Raw genomic sequence first — 23,471 nt, 5'->3', positions numbered from 1 at the left:
TCGAAACAAATACTCTTTGCACCGCTTCTCATTGAAACGGATCAATAAGTAAATTTTTAGGTAAACCATGATTCAGAACACTAAGTACTTTCTCACGCAACCATAACGTACCTTGGTCACGTTGATGGCGCACATGCCAAGACATCGAAATGGGCCCCGGTGGCATGGTGAATGGCGTTTTCTTAATCACCAGTTCTCCCTTACTCACGCTCTCCAATATTATCGGTAATGGAATCGTCGTGATCATGTCAGTATTGACTAGCAACCTAGGTATGGAGTAACAGTGGTTCACCGTCATGGCGATGCGCCGTTTCATTCCCTTCTGTCCTAGTAACATGTCTACCCCGCCTTTCGCTTCACCTGATAACGAGAGCAACAAATGATCAGCACGAGCAAAAGCACTTAGCGATAGCTCTTCACTTGCCAACGGGTGATCGGCACGCATTGCGCACACAAAGTGATTATCAAACAGATGTTGAGTTTGTACTTGAGTTGAATTGCCTTCGAAATAATCCAAGACCATATCGACATCGGCACTGAGTAATAACTTTTCTCCATTGACGTTGTAAGGTACGGCGTGAAGATTAACGTCAGGCGCTTCAAGCTCTATTCGTTGCTTTAACGGCAGCCAAAACAGGTCTGCCATCCAATCTGTGGTTGCGATTCTAAACGTGCGCTTTAACGTCGCAGGATAAAACTCATCACGCTCAGTTGCAATCCGTATTGCCTCTAACGGCTCACCAATCGTTTTCCACAACTCGACGGCGTAAGGGGTTGGGCGAATCCCTCTTCCTTGTTTCACGAATAAAGGATCTTTCCAAGCATGGCGCATTCGAGAGACGGCGTTCGATACCGACGGTTGCGTCATCGACAATCGTTCTGCGGCCACGGTAATCGAGCTTTCCTGCATGATTGCATCAAAAATAACCATTAAATTCAGATCGACATTCGCCATCTTACTTGCCTAATTACACAGGGAGTTAGTGAATGAGTATCGGCAAACTCATCATATTAATCAATGCATATTATACCAATCATCAATTAGACGATAAGTAACAAGTTGGGCAAAGTGAGTTCCACAAACAGATTAACCCGCTGGTAGAAAAACAAGTCAGATGACTCACTTATAAGGAAATACGATGAAAGCCGTGTATTTAGAAGAGTATGGAAGTGCGCAGAACTTAACGTTCGGCGATATAGCTAAACCCACCATCACACCAAATCAAGTGCTGATCAAAGTACAAGGCGCGGGGGTAAACCCTGTCGACTGGATGGTAAGAGAGGGATTCCTACGGGCTAGCGGTCAACATGAAATGCCACTCATTGTTGGCTGGGATGCAGCAGGACAAGTTGTCGAAAAAGGCAACAATGTAAGCAACCTTAAACTTGGGGAGCAGGTCTATGTATATGCGCCCATTTCTGAACAAGGCGCCTACGCCGAATACCTTGCTGTCGATAGTGATTTAGTAGCAAGTGCGCCCAAGTCTCTCGACATCGTGACCGCCGCAGCTGTGCCATTGGCCGCAACAACAGCATGGCAAGCACTTGTTGAAGGTTGCCAACTCAAAGCAGGTCAACGTGTCCTTATTCACAATGCATCCGGAGGTGTTGGTAGCTTTGCAGTTCAAATAGCGAAAGCGCTCGGTGCTTATGTTATCGGAACAGCATCAGCCAGCAACAAAGCCTACTTAACGGCTTTAGGGGTCGATCAATTCATCGATTACCAAACTCAACGCTTTGAAGACGAGGTTGATGAGTTAGATGCTGTGCTCGTCGCTGTTGGGGGTGATGGCATCGCGGAGCGTTCACTCGAAGTGGTACGAAAAGGTGGCAACGTAGTTTCACTATTAGATGACATTGAAAGCGCATTACCACTGCAACTAGCCGTAAATTTTCAACGCTGGTGGGTTTCACCCAATGCCAGAGATCTACAACGTATTGCCGCTTTAATTGATGATGGCGTAATTAAAGTGAACATCGATAAGGTGTTCCCAGTATCTAAAGCCGCTCAAGCACAGGAGTTAAGTCAATCGAAACGTGCTCGTGGCAAAATCGTATTGGAAGTTTCGCTGTAAACACTATCAAGTAGAGAGGATATAAAATGGCCATTAAACAAGCTTTTCGCAATAAGAACCTACTAGATATGAGCAATGCGTTTAGTTGGGGACTGAAACTAAGTGAATTCAGCGAAGTCTTCTTTGTGACAGGGCATGCTGACTGTAACCCGGACTTTATCACTCAACACCCTAAGGATCCTGTTGCTCAAACACGATTAATTTTAGACCAAATGAAGGCATTCTTAGAAGAAGCTGGCTTTAGTGTTAACGACATTGTCAGGACGGATTGGACATTTACCAACGAAGTAAACTCTGCACAATTCGAAGGCATTGCTCATGTTTGGGAAGAGTTTTTAGGTGATGTTGAAGTAAAACCAGCAACAGGCACGTTGCGCTATGTTCAACGTTTAGGGATGCCAGATATGATGGTTGAATATGAGATGATGTTAGCCCGATAACTGCCGAGCTTTCCAATCCTAAGATTCAACCGTCTTACCCAAACGATAAAGGCTTAACCAAATAACAGATAAGTTTGATTATCGACTGAGATACTTTTGACTTCAGTGTTGAACACGGACTCTAGCTGTTCAGGCGTAAGAACTTGTTCTGCACGACCTGATGCTTGAAGTACGCCTTTGTCGAGCAGCAACACTTGGTCGGCGTGTCTTAAGGTGCGGTTCAGATCGTGATTTGCCATGATAACGGCGATGCCCTTCTCTGCCACTCGTTCGATGAGCTTGTATAACAAGGCTTCTTGAGCAATATCCAACGGAGCTGCGGGTTCATCGAGGATCAGCAGCTTTGCGTAAGGATTAAGCGTCGGCCAAATTTGTAGGCACATTCCCGCCAAACGAACGCGTTGCCATTCACCACCAGACAAGGTTTGAATGGAACGATGAAGTTTGTCTGCAATGTCTAGCATCTGGCTGATTTCGTCCAAAGCTGCGTTGATTTCAGCATCAAGGCCATGCGATGAACTTGGCAATGACAACGCAAGGTATTGGAACACTTCCAAGTTGAAGGCTGGCCTTGCGCTTTGGCACAGATAAGCACGGTGTAATGATAAATCTTGTAGCGACAACACTGACAAGTCTTGCCCATCGAGCTTGATATCGCCTTTATAGCTATCACCAATACCAGATATCGCTTCGAGTAAGGTACTTTTACCGCTGCCATTCGGGCCGATAACGTGGGTCACCTGCCCTTGCGTGAGCTCAAATGATATTGGTAATAAACGAGCGCCGACGCTCAGGCTCTTAATTTGAATCATGATTTTTAATTAACATCCAAATGAAGATAGGCGCACCGATACTGGTGGTCATCACACCCAAAGGCAATTCTGCAGAATCGAGTAATGTACGCGCGCAAATATCAGCAAACACCAACAATGCAGCGCCAGCAACGGCAGACAAAGGAAGAAGGTATCGGTTGTCGGTACCAATTGCTAAACGCAACAAGTGGGGCACAACCAAGCCAACAAAGCTGATCACGCCGCCCAATGCCACCGCGCAGCCGACTAAAATAGACACAGCGAAGATTAGACGCCAACGTAATCTCGGAACATTCACGCCTAACTGTGCAGCATGAGTCTCGCCAATCATTAACTTATCTAGCTTACTACCTTGCAGGCACAACCAAATAATCACGGGGATCATCACTAACGTGAGCGAGTGTTGATACCAAGTCACGCCACCCAAGCTGCCCATCAGCCAATACATCAGTAAGCGTAGGCTTAAGTCGTCACTAAAATAGAACGCCCATGTAACCATCGCGCCAGAAAGAATGCCTAATGCGACACCCACCAGCAGTAATTTAGCCGTGGTGAGTCGCATCGTTTTTACCATGCTCACCAGTATCACGGTGAAACAAAGCGAGCCTAAAACGGCGGCAATCATGAACAGTTCAGGTGTGGGAGCAAACGGTAAGAAGAACAGTACGATAACCATCGCCAAACTTGCGCCACCAGAAATGCCGAGCACACCTGGCTCTGCTAATACGTTACCCAATAAGACTTGTAAGCTTGCGCCAGATACAGCTAACCCAGCCCCGATCGCAATCGCTGCTAATAATCGAGGTAAGCGTAAATCAATCAGTAGTTTTTGTTCTAACGTGGACAAGGTGCCCAGAGGGGAAATGAAAAGATCGCCAACCATCAGGTAAATCGCACTCAGCGCGACAAGCAGTACTGCCATCAGATAAATGGCTCGGGTCCATTTGCGCTGTTTTTGGTGAAGAAGTTGTTGGAAATCCATATCAAGCTACTTTGAAATTGTTCGCGTAACCTTACCTGTATCCCTAAATAAACTCAAGGCTCACACCGTAATGTGAACCTTGATATTTCAACCAGTTGAGCGGTTGTTTTCGTCGCTTTAACCCAGCTCGGTATTAATCGTACACAAGCTGACCGTGGTCGAATCGTGTTTCAACTTCGCACACCATTAAGGCCGCTCGTTGACCGATAGCAACGTTACGATTTGGGAATACCACCGCTTCGTTTTCATTCTTCGCCATCAATGGCTTATCGCCATCATGACCAAACACTTCACCGTGCTTGAACGCCGTAAAGTTCTCAACGTCATCAGAGAACATGAAATCAAAGTCATCATGCAAACGAACAATGGTTCGGCTTACGCGATATGTAATGGTTTTCTTTGGTAAATGCTCTGGTTCTATTTCAGCAATCAGATTGCGCATTGCCAAATCGAAAGCCGTTAACCTATCAAGCTGGTTCTCACCAATTCTTGCTACCTGCCCTAGCTCCATTGTCAGTGCTTGGGCTTCGAAGTTTTCAGCGCTGTACCAACTGAAGGTGCTGGTTGGCGCATTCGATAGCAGCACAGCTTCAACGTGAGCGCTGTTGATGAAATCGAACAAAGCTTTACTGCGAACTTCGTGGCGAACCTTAGGGCTTACGGCGAAAGAGTAATGCTTAGACAAACGGATCGCACAGTGCAAATCTAAGTGCCAACGAGTGGCAGGTACCGTTTCCTTGTAAAACTCAGTAACCAAGTACTTAAGGTTCTTCGCGATATCCACTTCTCGATTGCTTTCGTGCTGTTTTTCATCAAACAGACGGTTCATATTCACATCAAGAAAACGAGTATGCGCGTTGGTTGCTTCTGGGTGAGCAATGATGAATAAACATCTTGCTGTCACGACTTGGAAGCCTGTTTCAATGTCCTCAATGAGCTTATCAATCAGCTCCATTGGTGAAGTTTCGTCGCCGTGAACACCTGTTGAAAAGATGATGTTCTTGGTTTCAGAATTATACTCTGCGGGAATCACTTCCAATACACCGCGTTGATGAAGCTTAATTTGAACACCGTTACTAAGTACGGTCTGTCCTGCAACCACTTCTTGCTCAAGATCTAGGCTGTCAAAAAGAAATGATTGGCGAAAGAGGGTCTTCGTCATGCGTTACTCCTTAATTGCACGGCCGTATGTTAATAAATTGTACATAGAAATTGTGTTGCTAGGATCGCACTTATCAATAGAAACTCCGTTATCACTCACAAATACTACCCATATATTTTTATATTACCTGCTGACTTTACTAACCGACTTCTGTTCCAAATAACTTTCTCTATTTAAAGCAACTTTTGGCTGTCTCAGCTTTTCTCAAGTCATGTCAGCAAGATAAGAGCCACGTAAGCTAACACAGCTCTTACCTGCCATGAACAGATTGAGATCAATTAATCTTCCTGATCGAGCAATCTTTCAAATTCATCGATTTGGACTTTGACCATGTCGATGCTTTGTTGCCAAAAGTCAGCTTGAGTCAGGTCCATTCCTAAGTGCTTTTGAACGACTTCTTCCGCCATCATGCTGCCCGTATCACGAAGCAACGACACGTAATCGCCGTAGAATTGCTCACCTTTCGCATCTCGCTGCGCGTACACACCTTTGCTGAACAAGTACCCGAATAGGTATGGGTAGTTGTAGAAGCTCACTTGAGAAATGCTGAAGTGCAGTTTGCTCGCCCAGAAATAAGGGTCGGCTTCTGTCATTGCATCGCCGTACCACTCTTTCCAAGTTGTTTCCATCAAGTCACACAGCTGCTGAGCCGTGAGCTCGCCTTTTTCACGCTGCTCGTAGAAGGCTTTCTCAAACTCAAAACGAACGGGAATGTTCACCATTAATGCCAAAGAAGAAGAAAGCTCTTCCCACAGCATTTCAAGTTTTTCATTGCGTGTTTGTGCTTGTTGTAACAAGTGGTCACGAACGATGTTCTCAGCAAAGATAGAAGCAGTTTCTGCCAGCGTCATGGGGTAGCGTGTCTGACATAATGGCATATCTTTCATCACCCAATTGTGAAAAGCATGGCCGAGTTCATGCGCTAAGGTCATTAGGTTTGAGCGGCTACCACCCCAAGTCATGAAAACGAGCGGCGTACGTGTAGCAGCAAATTTAGTGCAGTAAGCCCCTAAACGCTTGTTGGCAGCAGGTGCTGCATCAATCCAACCATTCTCAACCATCAAACCCACAAACTCAGCCATCTCTGGATTGACTTGATCAAAAGCAGTTTTGATCACTTCGATCGCTTCATCAAATGGGTAAACCTTAGATTCAGCGTCGCCAAGTGGTGGCATTGCTGCTAAATGATTCCAAGGCTTCATTTCATCGAGACCGTGAACTCTTGCCATTAACAGGCCGGCTTTCTGTCCAACGTTACGATTAGCTTTTGCCACCGACATCATGGTGTCTAATGTTTCTGGCACAATGCGGCTGCCGTGTAGGCTTGGATCAAGGAAATGTACGTCGCTAATCTTCGAGCGCTTTTTGTTTTCCGTCAGTCGCCAACCCGCCAATGCATTGAGAATCGAAGCAAAAGACTCTTGATGCGTTTTCATTGCGCCTTGAACCGCGCGCCATGCCGGTTCTTGTTTGTCGAATTCACTGCCATACAGTAAGCTAACCACTTGGGAGAAACCGAGAGCTTCTTCTTCACCTTGAACCTTTAAAGACAACTTCAAAGAACCCGTTAGGTTGTCGTATAAACGCCCCCACGCGTCACGGCCATCAACCTTCATTGCTGCTAATAGCTGCTCTTCAGCCACACTAAGTCTGCTGCTCGATAATTTTCGTGAACTTTCAATCGCAAAACGTTGGCCAGCTACATCCATACTTTCATGCTCTAGAACGGCATCAATAAATTCTGGTTCAGCGTGAATCAATGTGTCTTCATACGGGCTAAACGCTTGAGACATTTCAGAGTTCAACTTCGCGACACGGCCAAGCAATGCTTTGGCTTCTGTATGTGTTGCATCTACCGATGCGTGGCAGTTGGCAAAAGTATTGATGGTGCTCAGTAACGTGCCAGCCGCTTCTGAAGTCTGAATGGCGTTTTGCATCGCTAGAATGACATGGCGAATTTCAACATGCTGATACAACAGCTCAATACACTGTTGAATGAGTTCAATATCCTGTTCGATTTTTGCATCATCTAGATCGCGATAAGCAATACTGAGATCCCAACTTGGTGTGGTCATGACTAAATTCCTTTCACGTAGGTAACGGCTAAAACCACCGTCTTACACTTTTAATATATTTAAAAATTGGTATAACTGTGTATTTTTGAATGCTTACAGAACAGGCAGCCCTATCGCTTTGACGCAGATAAAGCTCTGTGCAAACTGAGTGACTTGAATATGGGTAATTGAGGCATTCTCGATCGATAATTTCGAGTACAAACTTGGATTTTTCCAATTAATATCAAGGCAGTGCGCGAGCAGTACTCGAATCACACCACCATGAGTAACCAATAATAAATTATCACTTGGATCGCTAAAAAGTTGCGCCCAAGCTTGAGTTACTCTGTCGTGGAAGCTCTGTAAGCTTTCTGCGCCTGTTAATCGATGATTAGCAGGGTCTTGCCAAAAGGTTTCTAACATTCCCCACTTGTCTTCAAGCTCATCAAATGGGACACCATCAACTTCACCGAAGTTCATTTCTTGAAAGCCTGATGTCGTCAACAGAGGTACAGACATGCGCTGTGCATACAGGTTTGCTAGATCACTGCATCGTCTTAATGGCGAGGTAACCACACCATCAAAAGAGACATCGTGCTGCACCAAGGCTTCACAAATCTGCTGTTGAAGGTTTGGGTTAACCAATACGTCAGATACACCGTTCAGAGCCGTTTTACCTTCTACCTTTCCATGCCTCAGCAAGTAGATATTTTTGGTTGTTCCATTGTCCATGTGTGTACCTAAACTTAGGAATGAGTCTAATAATTCGACGGTTTCAAGATCAATGGCAACCCTGCGGTGACCAGTGTGACTCGTTCGACAACCCGAGCTAATGCTTGGTTCATTCGCCCCGCATTATCAACAAACAAGCGCGACACTTTTCCTAGCGGAACTACACCAAGTCCAACTTCGTTAGACACGATGATAATTTGCGCCGGACTTTGCTCGACGCTTTGCACTAAAGCCTCAATCACAGTCTCTACTTGTTCATTGGTTGCATCATCGCCCAATTCAAAGATGAGGTTGTTAAGCCATAGTGTTAAGCAATCAATCAGCACCACATCACCTTGATTAAATGCCTGCAGTTTAGTGGCTAATTCAATCGGTACCTCATGTTCAACCCAATGCTGACCTCGACGTTGTTGATGGTGCGCTATTCGTTCTCGCATTTCATCGTCAAGGTAAGTGGCTGTTGCAATGTAATGCAAACGCCTATTTGAACATGCAGCCAGGGCACTTAACGCTTGTTGCTCTGCATAACTCGACTTGCCAGAACGAGCTCCACCCAATACCAAATGGCTGTTTCGCTGACTTGCTTGAATAGTTTGATTCGTATTTTTCATAGGAAACCGTTATAGAAAGCCATTGTAAAATGCAGTTATGAATACAAGGTAATTCAGCAACTCCATTAACTGTTGAGCAGCCCCCAAGCAGTCGCCAGTAAAGCCGCCAATTCGAGCCGTTAACCACTTTTTGAAACCTGTTCTGAACAGATACGCGACGACAGATAAAATCAAAGCGAATTCAAGACCAAACCACAGGCTAGGCAGCACGCCTACAAGCAATAAGAAGACAAGTTCGCCTTTGGTTTGTTTGTTGGCCAAAGGCTTACTTTTACTGGTATCTAAATCGCTCACGTAAGGCATGTCATAAATCAGTGATGCGGCAATCGCTCGGCTAAAGGTGTAACTTGTGACGATCACCATAAACAGCTCGGTCATGCTGACAAGTTCATTCAATAGAACCCACTTTCCAAACAGAGCCATGATGAGAGCAGATGCGCCGTATGTACCAATACGACTGTCTTTCATAATGGTCAATCGACGTTCTAACGTCATGCCGCCGCCAATGCCATCCGCCATATCGGTTAAACCATCTTCATGGAACGCGCCGGTTAACATCAGGCTAAAAACCATCATTAAAAATATAGCGACGCCACTTGGCAGTACAGCATCAAGCAGCACAAATACACCACCACATAACACGCCAAGTAAGATACCGACCGTTGAAAAGTAACGACCAGAACGATTCATACGCTCTTCTGAATAGGGCGTGTTCTTCGGCATAGGTAAACGAGAAAAGAAGCCCATTGCCAAGGAAAACAGTTCCCATTGATAAGCAACGCGATCTTTCAAAGATCTTTCCGGCAAATCACTCATTAAACAGTGACTCCAGCACTCTCGAAGCTCGCCATATTGTTGTAAAACTCCACAGCCGCTCGGATGATTGGCATAGCTAGTGCAGCGCCTGTGCCCTCGCCTAGCCTCAATCCAAGATCGAGCAGTGGTTCAGCGTCTAGTAACTCTAATAAGATTTTGTGGCCGGACTCTTCAGAGCGGTGGGCAAATATCATATAGTCACGGCAGTTCGGTTCAATTAAGGTCGCGACATACGCAGCGGCTGATACGATAAAACCATCAACCAATACTGGCGTTCTATTTTGATAAGCACCAAGGAAACCACCGACCATTTGAACGATTTCGTAGCCACCAACTTGTGCTAGTACCTCTTTGGTATCTTTAAGATCTGTAAGCTCTTTAACTTCTGTAAGCCCTAAACCTTTGCAACGCGCAACACCTTGCTCAACCACAGCCACTTTTCGCGCAAGTTGTTCATTGTTGATACCTGTACCTAATCCAACACATTCAACCGCACTCCGGTTTGCTAGCGCACTTAAAATCGCTGAAGCACTGCTGGTGTTGCCGATACCCATTTCACCAAACATGATGATATTCGAACCGTTCAAAATGGTTTTAGATACAAGCTGGGCGCCGAGTTCTATGCCTCGTTCCACCGTTTCTAAACTCATTGCGGCTTCGTTGGCAAAGTTATTGGTTCGTGTACCCAAACGCTGGGAGATCAGCATAGGGCTCTCAGATTCGACTGGCAACAATATCCCCGTGTCGATTACCGTGATATCGATGTTATTCACCGCACAGAAGCAATTGATCGCCGCTCCACCGCTTAAGAAGTTCAACACCATCTGTTGCGTGACGGCACTTGGAGCAATACTCACGCCTTCATCAGCAATACCATGATCGCCTGCAAAAATGATGATGCTCGGCTTATTCAATTCGATGTGTTCAACCGCAGACTCTTGACCCTGACTTTGAATTAGAGCCAGTTGATGAGCAACCTTTTCCAGTAAACCAAGAGCGCCTAACGGCTTAGTTTTTTGATCAATGCGATGTTGGATGAACTGTGAGTATTTTGTATTTAGCATAAGATTAATGGCACTTAGATTGAGGTACGAGGTTTAGCGAACTTATTCGGCTGAAGCTAAATAGATAACTCTTACTTAGGACGAGCGACAGAGAACACATTGGCTAGCGTGGCGTATTCACCGCCACCCAATCGAGATAAAGGATCAAGTGCGAGCGCATCAATCTTCAAGCGATCGCTCTCGTTATCAATCACATCTTCGGAGATATACACCTGTTCAACTTGGGAAAATATAAGGCTTTGCGGTACTTCACCGACTTCTTTAACTTCATATAATGTACAACCAAAAGCCACGGCGCACTGCTTAACTCTTGGTAAAGAAAAGCCTTCAAATTCAACCAGCTCGATATTATTCGCAGTTACTTCAGAATCACCGTGTTCAAGGGTAGCTGCTGTCGCTGTCATTGTTTCTGCAGAACTTGAAGAAGCAATGTGAATCACAAGCTTACCCGTTTCTAGGGCGTTACGAGTGGTATCTTTGATTTCGCCCGATGGCTTCTTCCCAACCGACAACATCAATAGCGGCGGATTGCTGGAAACAGGCGTGAAATAAGAGAAAGGCGCTAGGTTGTACTCTTGGTCAGAAGATTCCGTCAATACCCATGCAATAGGCCTTGGCACAACAGTTTGTGTCATCAGATGATAAATCTGAGTAGGAGCGAGAGTATCAAGCTTGAGGTTCATAGCACGTCCTTGGTCTATGTGAATTACGACTCAGTTTACGTGTTAAGCAACCCGGTATCTATGGTTATGTAACAGAAACGCAGAGAGTGTTCTTAATTTAAACAGTTCAGCCTCTTTTCTAAACAAAACAATCACAAAACATAAAATTCATACCAACTAACCGCAAATCTCAATCACTTACCTTTGGCACTGTTATGTCTGATACAAACAGCTTGCATGAATCATAATACCTCTATTAATAAGCACTCTATAAATAAGCTCGAAATTAATAAAAGCTCACACCGTAACTCCCAGCAGTTTTTTGGTTTTTTATTTCTAAAATCTGGTTTACTTATTGAGTAACCTTTAAAAACTATCTTTAAATTTTATTCGCTTAAAATTAAAACACTGTTTATATTAAACAAGCACTTGCAAGCAGGTTAAGGATAGCTATGAGCATTTCTGGAGACAAAACATCGGTCGTTGTAGCTGGCGCTACAGGGCTAATCGGCCGTCATGTGATGAGCTTGCTCATCGATGAACCCGCGGTTGACTATATCTATGCCTTATCCCGAAGAGCATTAGATTCACAGTATAACTCCGACAAACTTCACACACTCATTCACCGTGATCTGCAAGTCACGAGTTGGGACGATACCAAAGCAACGCCTAATCTCGGGGTTATCTGCTTAGGTACAACCAAGAAAAAAGCAGGTTCAAAAGAAGCACTACGCAAAGTCGATGTTGAACTTGTCAGCCAAGTAGCCCAATCCATGAAGCTTCTCGGCGTCCAACGAGTTGCAGTGGTGTCAAGTTACGGCGCGTCGCAAGATTCTTATTCACATTATCTTCGCTGCAAAGGGCAAATGGAGCAAAACCTAAAACGTATCGGTTTCAAACAACTTTTTATAGCGCGCCCGGGGCCACTGATTGGTGATAGAGATGAACCAAGGGCCGATGAAAAAATCCTACAAAGTGTCTTTCCTATGCTGTCGCCATTTATGTTTGGCAAATTCAAGAACCTTCGCCCGATTCAATCAAAAGATGTAGCACAAACCATGTTGTTCCGATTATTCGATAATAACTTCCAAAATGTCGAAATTTATTCTTCAAGTGATATGCTCAATTTATTAGCAAAATATCGCTAAAAAGCTCATCTATTAATCACAATGTTGGATATCCATGCTCCTTAATGTGTGGATATTACTTATTGTTCTAATAAATTACTTTTCCTTATTTTACGTTTTGTTACAGAACGTTATCTTACCCTGCAGTATTCGCGCTAATACCTTAGCGCTCTATTAATTTGAAGTTATTCATAAGGAATTTAAATGTCATTCCCAGCTATCGCTGCCCTAGCGATATTCATTGGTATTCTCTTCTTTCTATATGGACAGCAGAAAAAAGAAAACACTCTTTCTCGACTTGTTTTACTCGGCTTAGTTTTTGGTAGTGTATTCGGCCTAGGCCTACAGCTGTTATTTGGTGAAGGTAACCCTATCATCAAAGAGACGTTAGACTGGGTAAATATTGTTGGTCGTGGCTACGTTGGCCTACTAAAAATGGTGATTATGCCGTTAGTGTTGGTATCAATGATTGCCGCTGTTGTGAAGCTTGAAAAAGGCGGTTCACTCGGTAAAATTTCTAGCATCACAATCTCAGTATTGTTAGCAACAACTGCGATTTCTGCAATAGTTGGTATCGCAGTGACTCAAGCATTTGGGCTTTCAGCGGAAGGCTTGACTGAAGGTGCTCGTGAAACAGCACGTATCGCAACACTAGAAAGTCGCATTGGCAGTGTAGCTGATCTGACGATTCCACAAATGCTGGTTAGTTTCATTCCAACAAATCCATTTGCAGACTTAACGGGCGCTCGCTCTACTTCTATTATCGCGGTAGTTATCTTTGGTGTACTAACCGGTATTGCAGCACGTAAAGTGATGGCAGAAAAAGAAGAGCTAGAATCACCAATTCGTACATTTGTTGAAGCTGCTCAGTCTGTCGTTATGCGTTTAGTTAAAATGATCATGGCGCTAACGCCTTACGGTATCGCAGCACTAATGGCTAAGGTTGTTGCAACGTCTAGCGCGTCTGACATTCTAAGCTTACTAGGCTTCATCGTAGCGTCTTACGTAGCGATCCTATTGATGTTCGTGGTTCACGGCGTGCTAGTTTCTTTTGTTGGTGTCAACCCGAAAGAGTACTTCCAAAAAATTTGGCCTGTACTGACTTTTGCTTTCACATCGCGTAGCTCTGCTGCATCAATCCCACTGAACGTAGAAGCTCAAATTACTAAGCTAAACGTACCACCAGCGATTGCAAACCTATCTGCGTCTTTTGGTGCAACGATTGGTCAGAATGGTTGTGCGGGCATCTACCCAGCAATGCTAGCAGTCATGGTTGCGCCAACAGTCGGCATCAACCCAATGGATATCAACTTCATTCTGTCTCTGGTTGCGATTATCACAGTAAGCTCATTCGGTATTGCAGGTGTAGGTGGCGGTGCTACTTTCGCGGCACTTATCGTGCTGCCAGCGATGGGCCTTCCGGTAACTATCGCAGCATTGCTTATCTCTATCGAGCCACTTATCGATATGGCACGTACGGCACTTAACGTTTCAGGCGCAATGACGGCAGGTACCATTACAAGTCGTCTATTGGGTAAGAAAGACAAAAAGCAGGATTTAGAACAAGCGAGCGCTTAATAAATAACTGCCTAATTCTCCACTCTGAAATAAAATAAAGAGACCGATGTTCGTACATCGGTTTTTTTACCCCTACAGCTTAGGAAGCATAATTTCCTACCTGTTCACTAAACAGCCCATCAACGAAAATATCAGACTTACCTTGAAACGAATTACCCTTGAAACGAATTTGCGAACAGTGCTCAAGTGGTTACGAACAACAAAGGTTTCTTCTGGTTGATTAATACCAACAAAAAATGCAGCGACAACCCAAGGTTGTTCGCTGCATTTTACTATACTTTCTTCTTTACTATAGCGGCTCTTGACGAGAGCTATGTAAAAGAACTACCACATTAGATCATCAGGGATAACGAAGTCTTTATACGGGTCATCTTCATCCACTTCATCAGAGCTTGCGGTTTGAGTATCAACAATAGATTCTTCATCACGCATCGCAATCTTGTTCGCTACCGATGTGGGAATCACAACATAACTTTCGCCTTGACGAGCAATACTCAGGATACCTTTACTTAGTTGCTTTTGAGTCAGCTCTTCTACGTATAAGTATTTGACCAAAGTACCGTCAGTGAAATTGTATTTAATATCACCATCTTTTTGTTCGATCTTGTTCATCTCAATCAGTTGCTTTACCTGAGCTTTAATCTCTTTGCTCAGTTGCTGTTCTTTCAACTGTTGGTTTAACTCTTTGTCTTTCGTTTGCTGCGCCAGTTTCGTTTCTTCTGCTGCCGCTTTTGCTTCACGAGCTTGAACGCGAGATTTTTTAGAACCTTTCTTCGCCTTCTTTAATTTTTTCTCATTTACCAAGCCAGCTTTAAGCATCTGTTCTTGGAGTGTTAACTTTGCCATGACTTTCCCAGTTAAGGATTAAAAACGGCACTATCATACCTGTTTTTATGGTTTCTGTTTACTGAACAATAGCAAAATATACGCCTATCACTCACACACTTCTATATCGCAGTCCAAACCGCATTATACACGCTCCGTCTAGATCAAGACCGCCGCTCATTGATCATACAAATATCATACGGTAAGAAACGAACCATAGACACATATCTACATCTGATTACCATACTCAATTTCAATCAATAAAATTAACAAACAGAAGTTTGGCATATCTCTCATATTTGAACAAACGCCTAGAGTTATCACTCCAATGTCATAAGTTTTTACTACGTTATTCTAAACATCAATCAGTAAGGATAACGTAACACATGAAAACTCAATGGACTTGGTTAGCTGCACTAGTGGCATCAACATCAATCGCCTCGACGTCCGCAATGGCAGATACAGATGTGTACCTCACCAACAACACCAATCAAATCATGACCATTCAAGCTCGTCACAGTGGTACAGACTTACTTGAACTCGGTAGCGAGTGGCAGCAGCATGTCGAACAAATAGGGCCTTGGGAGACCAAAAAATTGATCAGTTTCAATCGTTGGACTGGCGTAAAATCTGGGGAAACGTATGAGTTTGACACTGTGGTTTCAAATTCCATTGGAGAAACAGTCACACTGAATCAAACCATGGAGGGGCATTGGTATAACTCATCATTACAACATGGTTTGAGTGCGGCCGACATTGGTTTAGCACTGCACGATGACCGCGACATTCACCGTCGTTCGACCGATGCTTTTTACGAAAACACAGAACTGGCGCTCAAAGCTGACTCAACCGCTCGCTACGATGATATTTACTACACCATCACCCCACAGAAATTGGACGAACAGCCAGAGCCAGACGCCAACACGCTGAAAGTCATGACCTACAATATTTGGGCCCTACCCGCTATCGCTTCTCACATTGGTGACCGTTACGATCTCATCCCTCAATATGTTAAAGGCTACGACGTGTTGGCGCTTCAAGAAGTCTTTGCCAACGGACGAGGCGAGTTTTTGCGTGAACTCACGAAAGAGTATCCTTACCAAACCAAAATGCTCGACAAAGATGGTATCAACATCTACGACGGTGGCGTGATCATCGTTAGCCGCTATCCAATTGTTAATGAAGCACAATACGTTTTCCCGGATTGCACGGGAACGGATTGTTTCGCGGATAAAGGCGTGAATTACGCTGAGATCATTAAGAACGGTCAGGCTTACCATGTGTTCGGCACTCATACTGCTTCGTTCGATACGGACACGGCTCGTGATTACCGACAGCGCCAGTTTAGGCAGATGCGAGAGCTTGCACAGTCACTGGAGATACCAACATCAGAAACGGTGATTTACAGCGGTGATTTCAACGTGAACAAGCTTAAGTTCCCAGGTGACTACCAACAGATGTTCGCTAACCTGCAAGCCGTTGAGCCAGAATATTCAGGTTATACCGCTTCAACCTTTGATCCTCGCATTAATAACTTTGCTGGCGAGCCTATGTCTGGTGGGGAGAATGTTGAATACTTGGATTACGTGGTATTGAGTTCAGAGTACGGACAAAAAGCTCACAACAATAACCGCGTTGATATTCCTCGCTCGACCAGCAGTGAATTATGGAAGCACTACAACCTTTCAGATCACTTCCCTGTTAGTGCTGTCATCAAGTAACGCGGTGAACAGATAATGCATCGAGTTATATTAATCCTAATGCTCGTCGTTGTGACGAGCATTGTTGGCTATTCATGGTCATCAAAATCGACTGAAACGCCGCTCTCTTCTTCCCAACACACAGAAGCAAAACAGCACGTTTCTAAAACGACTGATGACAATCGTCCCATATCCAATACAGCAGGCCGTTCGAACAATTCAGCTTCGCGAGGTACACAAATCCAAGCGAAAAAACCACACGAAAAAGCGGATGCAGAGAACTTAACTGAACTTGAAGGTAAGGCGCTGGTGAATCAACTCGATGAATTTTGGATACTTTGCCAACAAGCAGATAACTGCACTGAACAACTCGCCCAGTTGAAATTTGACTTACCAGAAAAATGGCTGAAGTTATTGAGCGACTACCCACAACTTTCTGCCGACTGGCAAGTAGCAGAAAGCGCGATTCCACTCGAATCCATCGACTCTCTGGAAGAGCGTGTTGAGCTGTTTAAGCAGTCTGCAGAACAGGTTTGGGGAGAGCTAGCCCACCAGATATTTACTGATCAATTTACGCATTTGGACTTTACGCTCAGTGCAAGCACACTTAAGGAAGTTGAAGCGACTGATTTTGTGTTGCACTACCAAGAGCTGATCGCTGAATGGGAGAATGAAACAGAAACATTAAACGTAGAGACTCCGTCTCAAAAATACGAACTTGCGGTCTCCTTGCTACCGAACAGCTACAGCTCTAGCGAGTTAGCGACTATCAAGTCAAAACTTCAAGAGACATATTTGGATGAAGCACAAGCCGACAATATTGCCGTGCGCGAACAGCAAATGACGCAACAACACCAGGCTGTGAGGGCTTATAACGAGCAGCTTGATCAGCTCAAAGCGACCTTAGACTCTCAACGCTCATCAAATTATGCAACTTGGACTCAACAAGAATGGGACAGTTACTATCAACAGCAAGTCACCAATTTCCGGGAGCAGTTTTTTAGCAAGTAACGCTTTAACTTAAGCCGTCACGAAACTGCGTGGGCGTTTTGTGCAGCCAGCCTTTAAACGCCCTTCTGAAGTTTGCAGGATCACTATAACCGAGTCTTTCACCGATATCGTCGATGTTCATGGTTGTACCGAGCAGTAGTTCTTTGGCTAACTCAACTCGGATTTCGGTAAGTAATGCTTGATAGTTGGAATTGTGAGAGACCAGTTCTCGTCTGAGTGTGCGAGAGCTGCAACCAAACTCTACCGCGAGTTGCTCTATAGTCGGGAAGTTACCTGCTGTTTGATAGAAGATCGTTTTGATCTGACTCGTCAGCAAATGCTTTGAATCGAGAGTTTCTACTATCGACTGACAAGAAGCGAGGTAACGTTTGAGCGTTGTGGTATCACGCGTGGCTAATGTTTTTGATAGAACCGAAGCGCCAAAGCGCAGTTCGCAAAAATTGTCTCTAAAAACCACCGGACATTGAAAACGCTCTTCATAAAGCTTGGCGTAACTTGGCTGGTCATAAGGGAAAGAGAGTGTTTGAATGGCTAATTGGTCTCCCGTTAACTCCTTGAACAACGAAACAATAGAACTAAGGAAATACTCGTTACAGAATGGAAGTAACTCTCCTACCTCCAAGGTGTTTTCAATTTGAATTACCGCATATTCAGTATCAACAATCAGCTTAACCGAGAATATAGGCCCATTTAATCGCAGGTATTTAAAGCCAGACTTAATAGCTTCGCCTACGTTGTGACTGGTCGACAATGCATAGCCCAACACACCAAAACGGCTCAAGCTGGCATGTTCTCCCAACCATAAACCCAGACCATCATGTGGAAAGCTTTGGTTAGCCACACTGAAGATGGACAGTTTATCCGCGTAAGTCAGCTTCCCATTTGGGTTTTGCCAATCTAGGCTTTCTAACCCAGCACTAGCAAGCAGCGTGTCAATGTCGGCGCCTCTTTGCGCTAGTGTATTCAGCAACAACGCGACATCCAATGTGCCTAATTGGTGGCGATGCTCCGTTGGCATGTATTCAGCGATAGTTTCCAATTGTCCCTCCTTATAAGAGCGTGCGCATGACTAATGTGCCGTGGCAAAGTCGTGATTCACCGCAATTTTTGTCCGAATTTGACCTCCAAATTCTACGTTACTCGTCGCACAATACTGTTAATTGTTAAATTTATGTGAACCACCGCAATGATAAAAACGAATCCAGCCCCACACAGGTTGATTGATTTTAATGGTCAGCCGACAATTGGACATTTTGATGGTATCCCTAAACAACTGAATATCGATAACTTTGACTACCGAAATACAATGGATGCAAAAGCAACCCCTTGGCAGAAGCACTTCCATTACAAGCAATTTCAATTTGTAAGCATTGTTACCGAGACACACATCATCGGTGTTGCTATTGCAGATATTCGCTACTTGGGCTCGGCATTTTGTTATCTGTACGACATCGAAAATAACCACCTAGAAGAGTGCTCTTGGTTAAGGCCGTTAGGGTTTGATAAACAGGTGGCTACTTCGCCATTTGACGGTACAACGTCCATTGCAAACCAACGCATCACCTTTGATATTGCAGGAGGACAATGGAAAGTTAGCTTGAGTACCAAGCACATCAAGGCCGAGATCACTTTAGAACCTGAGACGAATAGCTTACCCATAGCGATGTGTAGCCCAACGGGTTACTCGGGTTGGACCTACACCCAAAAGCATAACGCGTTAAAAGTAATAGGCAGCCTTGAGATTAACCAACAACCTATTTCCCTAGAGCAAGCTCGTGCTGGCTATGATTTCTCTGCGGGATACATGAGGCGCGAAACCAGTTGGCGGTGGGCCAGCATCAACACACAATCCAATAATGCCGACATCGGCCTCAACCTCGCGGCAGGTGTCAATGAAACTGGGGGATGCGAAAATGTATTGTGGGTGAATGGAACCAGACATCTTCTTAACTCAGTACAGTTTACGTTCAATCGCCAAGATGCGGATTTACCTTGGCAGATAACATCACAAGATGGACGCATTAACCTAACCTTTACACCCCTTAATAACCGCAGCGAAAAGCTCAACTTATGGCTGCTCAAAAGTAACTTCCGTCAGTTTATCGGTCACTTTTCTGGCTCAATTAAAGACAACGACGGTATAGCCCATGAGCTCGACAGTGTAATCGGCCTAACGGAAGATCACTTTGCTCGCTGGTAGAAGCAACACTCCAGCTCTGATTCTCAAACACGAGTATACGAATAGGAACCAGAAATGAATTTCGACGCATTGATCAATCACCCGGAATGGCTACTGTTAGTATTAGCACCTCTATTCGGAATCTGTATGCTGGCCGAGTATTTTATTGGTCAGAAGCAAGGCCAATTACCAGACAATTCAAGTTACAAGCTATCGGAAGTCATGTGTAACTTCACGCTAGCAGGCATGCATCAGCTATCCGATTTATTAACCGGGTTGCTGATCATTCAACTTTATCTTTGGCTATTTGGTTGGCGCTTAATGGATATTGAAATGGGTGTGTCGAGTTTCATTGTATTAATGGTTCTGCAGGACTTTTTTTACTACTGGTTTCACAGAGCAAGCCATCGAGTTCGCTGGATGTGGGCTGCACACGTCGCGCATCACAGTTCAGAACGCATGAATTTCAGTACCGCATTTCGTCAGAGTTTAATGTATCCAATCGCGGGTATGTGGTTATTTTGGGTACCACTAGTCATCATAGGTTTTGCTCCTAAATGGGTGGTGTTTGTGGTGTTGCTTAACCTTGGACTGCAGTTCTTTGTTCATACCCAGTGGATACGAAGCTTAGGCCCAATGGAACACCTCTTCAACACGCCTTCACATCACCGGGTTCATCACGGCAGAAACCCGCAATACATCGATAAGAACTATGCTGGCGTTCTTATTATCTGGGACAAATTATTTGGTACGTTTGAGCCGGAAGTTGAAACGGTTCGTTACGGCGTCACCAAACCGATAGAGAGTTTCAACCCCATAACGGTGACCTTTCAAGAATGGAAAGCCATATTCAAAGATTTGAGGAACCGAGAGTTAACCATGAAACAGAAAGTCAAATTGATACTCTCCCCTCCGTCGGATTAAACGAACAATAGACAGATTGTATTGACTAAGAAACGGTCTCAACGGAATTCAAAAGCATACCCACGCGACTCGATTGAAGAGTAAAGCACCGTTTTCCGGCAATTTATTTGTGATCTGGGTTGCACGCGTACCACATCCTGTCAGATACTGAGTAAAACTAACCTTTAGCCACAGTAAACGGCCCCCGCTTGCTGTTCAGGAAATTCAATGAGTTCAGATAATCAGCCAACCTACTTCTTTTTCGATTACGAGACATGGGGCGTGAGCCCGGCAAAAGACCGTCCAAGTCAGTTTGCGGGGGTTCGTACCGACCAAGATTTCAATGTTATCGGAGAGCCTTTGGTTATCTATTGCCAGCCTCCTGCTGATTATCTGCCTGCACCTGAGGCCGCATTGATCACTGGTATCACGCCACAAAAAGCAATGACTCAAGGCCTACCTGAACCTGAGTTTATCGCTAAGATTCATGCCGAACTTGCTAAGCCAAACACCACAAGCCTTGGCTACAACAGCATCCGATTCGATGACGAAGTAACGAGATACACCTGTTACCGTAACTTCATTGATCCGTATGCATGGAGTTGGCAAAACGGTAACTCACGCTGGGATCTACTCGACGTGATGCGCGCCGTACATGCACTTCGCCCTGAAGGTATTGTTTGGCCAGAGAATGACGAAGGCTTCCCAAGTTTCAAACTGGAACACCTCTCTGTGGCAAATGGCATTGAACACGAAAACGCGCACGATGCGATGGCCGATGTTATCGCGACTATCGAATTAGCGAAAAAGCTAAAAGCCGCACAACCTAAGATGTTTGATTACCTCTACAATATGCGCCACAAGCGTAAATTGAACGAGTTAGTCGACATCGTAAACATGACACCTCTAATGCACGTATCAGGCATGTTCGGCCGTGATTGTAATTACACCAGCTGGATTGTGCCTATGGCTTGGCACCCAACCAACCAAAATGCCGTTATCGTGGTGGATTTAGCAAAAGATCCAACACCTTTACTTGACCTAGATTCAGAAGCTTTACGTGACAGGCTCTATACTAAGCGCACTGAACTTGCTGAAGACGAGTTACCGGTACCAATCAAATTGGTTCATTTAAACAAGTGCCCTATTCTTGCGCCAGCAAAAACGCTGACCGCAGAAAACGCGGAAACTATTGGTATCGACCGTCAGCAATGTTTGAAAAACTTGGCACTGTTACGCGAACATCCAGAAATCCGTGAAAAATTGATTGGTTTGTACTCACACGAGAGAGAGTACGAGAAGAGTGACGATGTCGACACTCACCTTTACGATGGTTTCTTCTCACCAGCCGATAAAACAGCGATGAACATCATTCGTGAAACAGACCCAAACAACTTGGCGGCTTTAGATATTACTTTTAGTGACGAACGAATTAAGCCTTTGTTGTTCCGTTATCGCGCTCGCCACTTTCCATGGACGCTCGACGAATCTGAACAATTGAAATGGGCGAACCATTGTCGTGAGCTCTATGAGAGCCGCTTAGAAGAGTACATGCTGAATCTAGAAAATCTCGCGCACGAACATGAAAGTGACGAGAAGAAAATGGCGATCTTAAAGGCGGTTTATCAGTACGTTGAAAAGTTAGCTAGCTAATTCCATTATCAAGAGACATTACACTTTGAAAGAAAGATTGATCCAACTGGTTTACTGCTTAATCTCCTTCACCTTAATCATTGGTGCTCTCACAGCAGGTAACGCATTACAGCAATTTTTGGAAACCTCCATTCCCGGTAGTATTTTTGGCATGTTGATTCTGTTTTCCGCCATGGTGATTGGTATTGTCCCTCCGCACTGGGTACAGCCCGGTGCCAGCTTGATTATTCGTTTGATGATCTTGTTGTTCGTTCCAATCAGTGTTGGGTTAATGGATCACTTCGAATTGCTTATCGCCAATGCACTGCCAATCATGGCCAGTGCCGTTGGTGGAACGCTCATCGTCTTGGTTTCGTTATCCTGGTTCTTAGACCGCTTACTTTCGAGAGGTAAATAGTCATGTGGATTCTACTGACTATTGTGGTATTTCTGTTTGCTCGTTGGGTAAGCCAAAAAGTGAACTCTCCGCTGTGTAATCCTTTGTTAATCAGCATTGGCATCATTATCCCAGTTCTAATGTTCTTCAAAGTACCCTTTGAAGCCTATTACGCCGACAACACTTGGATTACTTACATGCTTCAACCTGCGGTTGTTGCACTTGCTTACCCTTTGTATGAACAGTTACCTCAAATCAGAGCTAACTGGCGTATTATTACCTTTGCCTGCACATTAGGCAGTGTGATGTCGATGACTACAACCGCATTAATTGCTGTAGCTTTCAAAGCGGATTTGAGCTTGATTGCGAGTTTATTGGGTAAATCAGTCACTACACCTATCGCGATGGAAGTATCGAGCCATTTAGGTGGTGAAGCAGCCATTGCGGCAATTTTGGTCTTGATTGTCGGCCTATTCGGGGCGATTTTTGCTTACCCTATTTACAACCTGATTGGCATTAAGAGCCCAGTTGCCAGAGGTTTAACCATGGGTACGGTTTCTCACGCGTTGGGCACCGCGACTTGTGCAGAAAAGAACCAAGAAGATGCCGCATTCAGTTCATTGGCATTGGTACTTTGCGGGGTTATCACTTCAATCATTGCCCCTAGCGTGTTTTCCGTCGTGGTTTGGCTCTATTCTTAACTAGCCAG

The 23,471-nt window shown here is 44.6% G+C and carries 23 protein-coding genes; 11 read left to right on the top strand and 12 right to left on the bottom strand.

Annotated features, from left to right (window positions below; genetic code table 11):
• Positions 1 to 28: 28 nt before the first annotated feature.
• Positions 29 to 955 carry a LysR family transcriptional regulator gene (locus tag OCV24_RS06715; RefSeq protein ID WP_150878517.1) on the bottom strand — a complete coding sequence of 309 codons (927 nt, stop codon included), beginning with the start codon at positions 953 to 955 and terminating at the stop codon, positions 29 to 31.
• A gap of 184 nt (positions 956 to 1,139) precedes the next feature.
• Here OCV24_RS06715 and OCV24_RS06710 point away from each other — a divergent pair, with 184 nt between their 5' ends.
• The gene (locus tag OCV24_RS06710) at positions 1,140 to 2,075 is read left to right on the top strand and encodes an NADP-dependent oxidoreductase (RefSeq protein WP_150878515.1); all 936 of its coding nucleotides are present in this window, start codon (positions 1,140 to 1,142) and stop codon (positions 2,073 to 2,075) included.
• Positions 2,076 to 2,101: 26 nt separating this feature from the next.
• Complete coding sequence (locus OCV24_RS06705) at positions 2,102 to 2,515, top strand: RidA family protein (protein WP_150878513.1); 414 nt, start codon at positions 2,102 to 2,104, stop codon at positions 2,513 to 2,515.
• Positions 2,516 to 2,568: 53 nt separating this feature from the next.
• Here the strand turns inward: OCV24_RS06705 and btuD are convergent, their stop codons facing one another.
• The 9 genes from btuD to OCV24_RS06660 all read right to left on the bottom strand — a co-directional run bounded on the left by btuD (position 2,569) and on the right by OCV24_RS06660 (position 11,431).
• Positions 2,569 to 3,327, bottom strand: coding sequence for a vitamin B12 ABC transporter ATP-binding protein BtuD (gene btuD / locus OCV24_RS06700; RefSeq protein WP_102506907.1), 759 nt, complete (start codon positions 3,325 to 3,327; stop codon positions 2,569 to 2,571).
• Complete coding sequence (gene btuC, locus OCV24_RS06695) at positions 3,314 to 4,309, bottom strand: vitamin B12 ABC transporter permease BtuC (RefSeq protein WP_077680472.1); 996 nt, start codon at positions 4,307 to 4,309, stop codon at positions 3,314 to 3,316. The genes btuD and btuC overlap by 14 nt, the downstream gene beginning before the upstream one ends.
• Positions 4,310 to 4,442: 133 nt before the next feature.
• Positions 4,443 to 5,471 (bottom strand): succinylglutamate desuccinylase, encoded by a 1,029-nt coding sequence (locus tag OCV24_RS06690; RefSeq protein WP_102506906.1) that lies wholly within the window; start codon positions 5,469 to 5,471, stop codon positions 4,443 to 4,445.
• Between the two features lie 278 nt (positions 5,472 to 5,749).
• Complete coding sequence (locus tag OCV24_RS06685; protein WP_102506905.1) at positions 5,750 to 7,546, bottom strand: M3 family oligoendopeptidase; 1,797 nt, start codon at positions 7,544 to 7,546, stop codon at positions 5,750 to 5,752.
• A 93-nt stretch (positions 7,547 to 7,639) separates the two neighbouring features.
• The gene (gene cobC, locus OCV24_RS06680) at positions 7,640 to 8,257 is read right to left on the bottom strand and encodes an alpha-ribazole phosphatase family protein (protein WP_102506904.1); all 618 of its coding nucleotides are present in this window, start codon (positions 8,255 to 8,257) and stop codon (positions 7,640 to 7,642) included.
• A 26-nt stretch (positions 8,258 to 8,283) separates the two neighbouring features.
• On the bottom strand, positions 8,284 to 8,868 hold the full coding sequence (cobU, locus tag OCV24_RS06675) for a bifunctional adenosylcobinamide kinase/adenosylcobinamide-phosphate guanylyltransferase (RefSeq protein ID WP_150878511.1): 585 nt from the start codon (positions 8,866 to 8,868) through the stop codon (positions 8,284 to 8,286).
• 9 nt (positions 8,869 to 8,877) lie between these two features.
• The gene (locus tag OCV24_RS06670; protein WP_102506903.1) at positions 8,878 to 9,684 is read right to left on the bottom strand and encodes an adenosylcobinamide-GDP ribazoletransferase; all 807 of its coding nucleotides are present in this window, start codon (positions 9,682 to 9,684) and stop codon (positions 8,878 to 8,880) included.
• On the bottom strand, positions 9,684 to 10,748 hold the full coding sequence (cobT, locus tag OCV24_RS06665; protein ID WP_150878509.1) for a nicotinate-nucleotide--dimethylbenzimidazole phosphoribosyltransferase: 1,065 nt from the start codon (positions 10,746 to 10,748) through the stop codon (positions 9,684 to 9,686). Before cobT ends, OCV24_RS06670 begins: the two co-directional genes overlap by 1 nt.
• A gap of 71 nt (positions 10,749 to 10,819) precedes the next feature.
• Positions 10,820 to 11,431, bottom strand: a complete 612-nt coding sequence (locus OCV24_RS06660) for a flavin reductase family protein (protein WP_077680476.1) — start codon at positions 11,429 to 11,431, stop codon at positions 10,820 to 10,822.
• 431 nt (positions 11,432 to 11,862) lie between these two features.
• On the opposite strand from OCV24_RS06660, the gene OCV24_RS06655 reads away from it, so the two are divergent.
• Together OCV24_RS06655 and OCV24_RS06650 are read left to right on the top strand one after the other, a co-directional pair.
• The gene (locus tag OCV24_RS06655) at positions 11,863 to 12,558 is read left to right on the top strand and encodes an NAD-dependent epimerase/dehydratase family protein (RefSeq protein ID WP_102506901.1); all 696 of its coding nucleotides are present in this window, start codon (positions 11,863 to 11,865) and stop codon (positions 12,556 to 12,558) included.
• A gap of 183 nt (positions 12,559 to 12,741) precedes the next feature.
• Positions 12,742 to 14,115 carry an L-cystine transporter gene (locus tag OCV24_RS06650; protein ID WP_150878507.1) on the top strand — a complete coding sequence of 458 codons (1,374 nt, stop codon included), beginning with the start codon at positions 12,742 to 12,744 and terminating at the stop codon, positions 14,113 to 14,115.
• A gap of 324 nt (positions 14,116 to 14,439) precedes the next feature.
• On the opposite strand, the gene OCV24_RS06645 is transcribed toward OCV24_RS06650, so the two are convergent.
• Complete coding sequence (locus OCV24_RS06645) at positions 14,440 to 14,961, bottom strand: DUF2058 domain-containing protein (protein ID WP_077680477.1); 522 nt, start codon at positions 14,959 to 14,961, stop codon at positions 14,440 to 14,442.
• A gap of 365 nt (positions 14,962 to 15,326) precedes the next feature.
• On the opposite strand from OCV24_RS06645, the gene OCV24_RS06640 reads away from it, so the two are divergent.
• Together OCV24_RS06640 and OCV24_RS06635 are read left to right on the top strand one after the other, a co-directional pair.
• The gene (locus OCV24_RS06640; protein WP_150878505.1) at positions 15,327 to 16,661 is read left to right on the top strand and encodes a sphingomyelin phosphodiesterase; all 1,335 of its coding nucleotides are present in this window, start codon (positions 15,327 to 15,329) and stop codon (positions 16,659 to 16,661) included.
• Between the two features lie 39 nt (positions 16,662 to 16,700).
• A complete protein-coding gene (locus tag OCV24_RS06635; protein ID WP_150878602.1) occupies positions 16,701 to 17,651 on the top strand; it encodes a chromosome partitioning protein ParA in 951 nt (316 codons plus the stop codon).
• A 4-nt stretch (positions 17,652 to 17,655) separates the two neighbouring features.
• On the opposite strand, the gene OCV24_RS06630 is transcribed toward OCV24_RS06635, so the two are convergent.
• Positions 17,656 to 18,690 carry an AraC family transcriptional regulator gene (locus OCV24_RS06630; protein ID WP_136979702.1) on the bottom strand — a complete coding sequence of 345 codons (1,035 nt, stop codon included), beginning with the start codon at positions 18,688 to 18,690 and terminating at the stop codon, positions 17,656 to 17,658.
• Positions 18,691 to 18,837: 147 nt separating this feature from the next.
• Here OCV24_RS06630 and OCV24_RS06625 point away from each other — a divergent pair, with 147 nt between their 5' ends.
• The 5 genes from OCV24_RS06625 (at position 18,838) to OCV24_RS06605 (ending at position 23,463) form a co-directional block, all read left to right on the top strand.
• Positions 18,838 to 19,851, top strand: a complete 1,014-nt coding sequence (locus OCV24_RS06625; RefSeq protein ID WP_150878503.1) for a DUF2804 domain-containing protein — start codon at positions 18,838 to 18,840, stop codon at positions 19,849 to 19,851.
• A gap of 54 nt (positions 19,852 to 19,905) precedes the next feature.
• On the top strand, positions 19,906 to 20,754 hold the full coding sequence (locus tag OCV24_RS06620) for a sterol desaturase family protein (RefSeq protein ID WP_150878501.1): 849 nt from the start codon (positions 19,906 to 19,908) through the stop codon (positions 20,752 to 20,754).
• 207 nt (positions 20,755 to 20,961) lie between these two features.
• Positions 20,962 to 22,386 carry an exodeoxyribonuclease I gene (sbcB, locus tag OCV24_RS06615; protein ID WP_150878499.1) on the top strand — a complete coding sequence of 475 codons (1,425 nt, stop codon included), beginning with the start codon at positions 20,962 to 20,964 and terminating at the stop codon, positions 22,384 to 22,386.
• Between the two features lie 25 nt (positions 22,387 to 22,411).
• Positions 22,412 to 22,783, top strand: a complete 372-nt coding sequence (locus OCV24_RS06610; RefSeq protein ID WP_017057447.1) for a CidA/LrgA family protein — start codon at positions 22,412 to 22,414, stop codon at positions 22,781 to 22,783.
• A 2-nt stretch (positions 22,784 to 22,785) separates the two neighbouring features.
• Positions 22,786 to 23,463 (top strand): LrgB family protein, encoded by a 678-nt coding sequence (locus tag OCV24_RS06605; RefSeq protein WP_046224077.1) that lies wholly within the window; start codon positions 22,786 to 22,788, stop codon positions 23,461 to 23,463.
• Positions 23,464 to 23,471: the final 8 nt, after the last annotated feature.

The organism is Vibrio kanaloae (assembly GCF_024347535.1).
GTDB lineage: Bacteria > Pseudomonadota > Gammaproteobacteria > Enterobacterales > Vibrionaceae > Vibrio > Vibrio kanaloae.
This window is presented reverse-complemented; position numbering and strand designations above follow the sequence as displayed.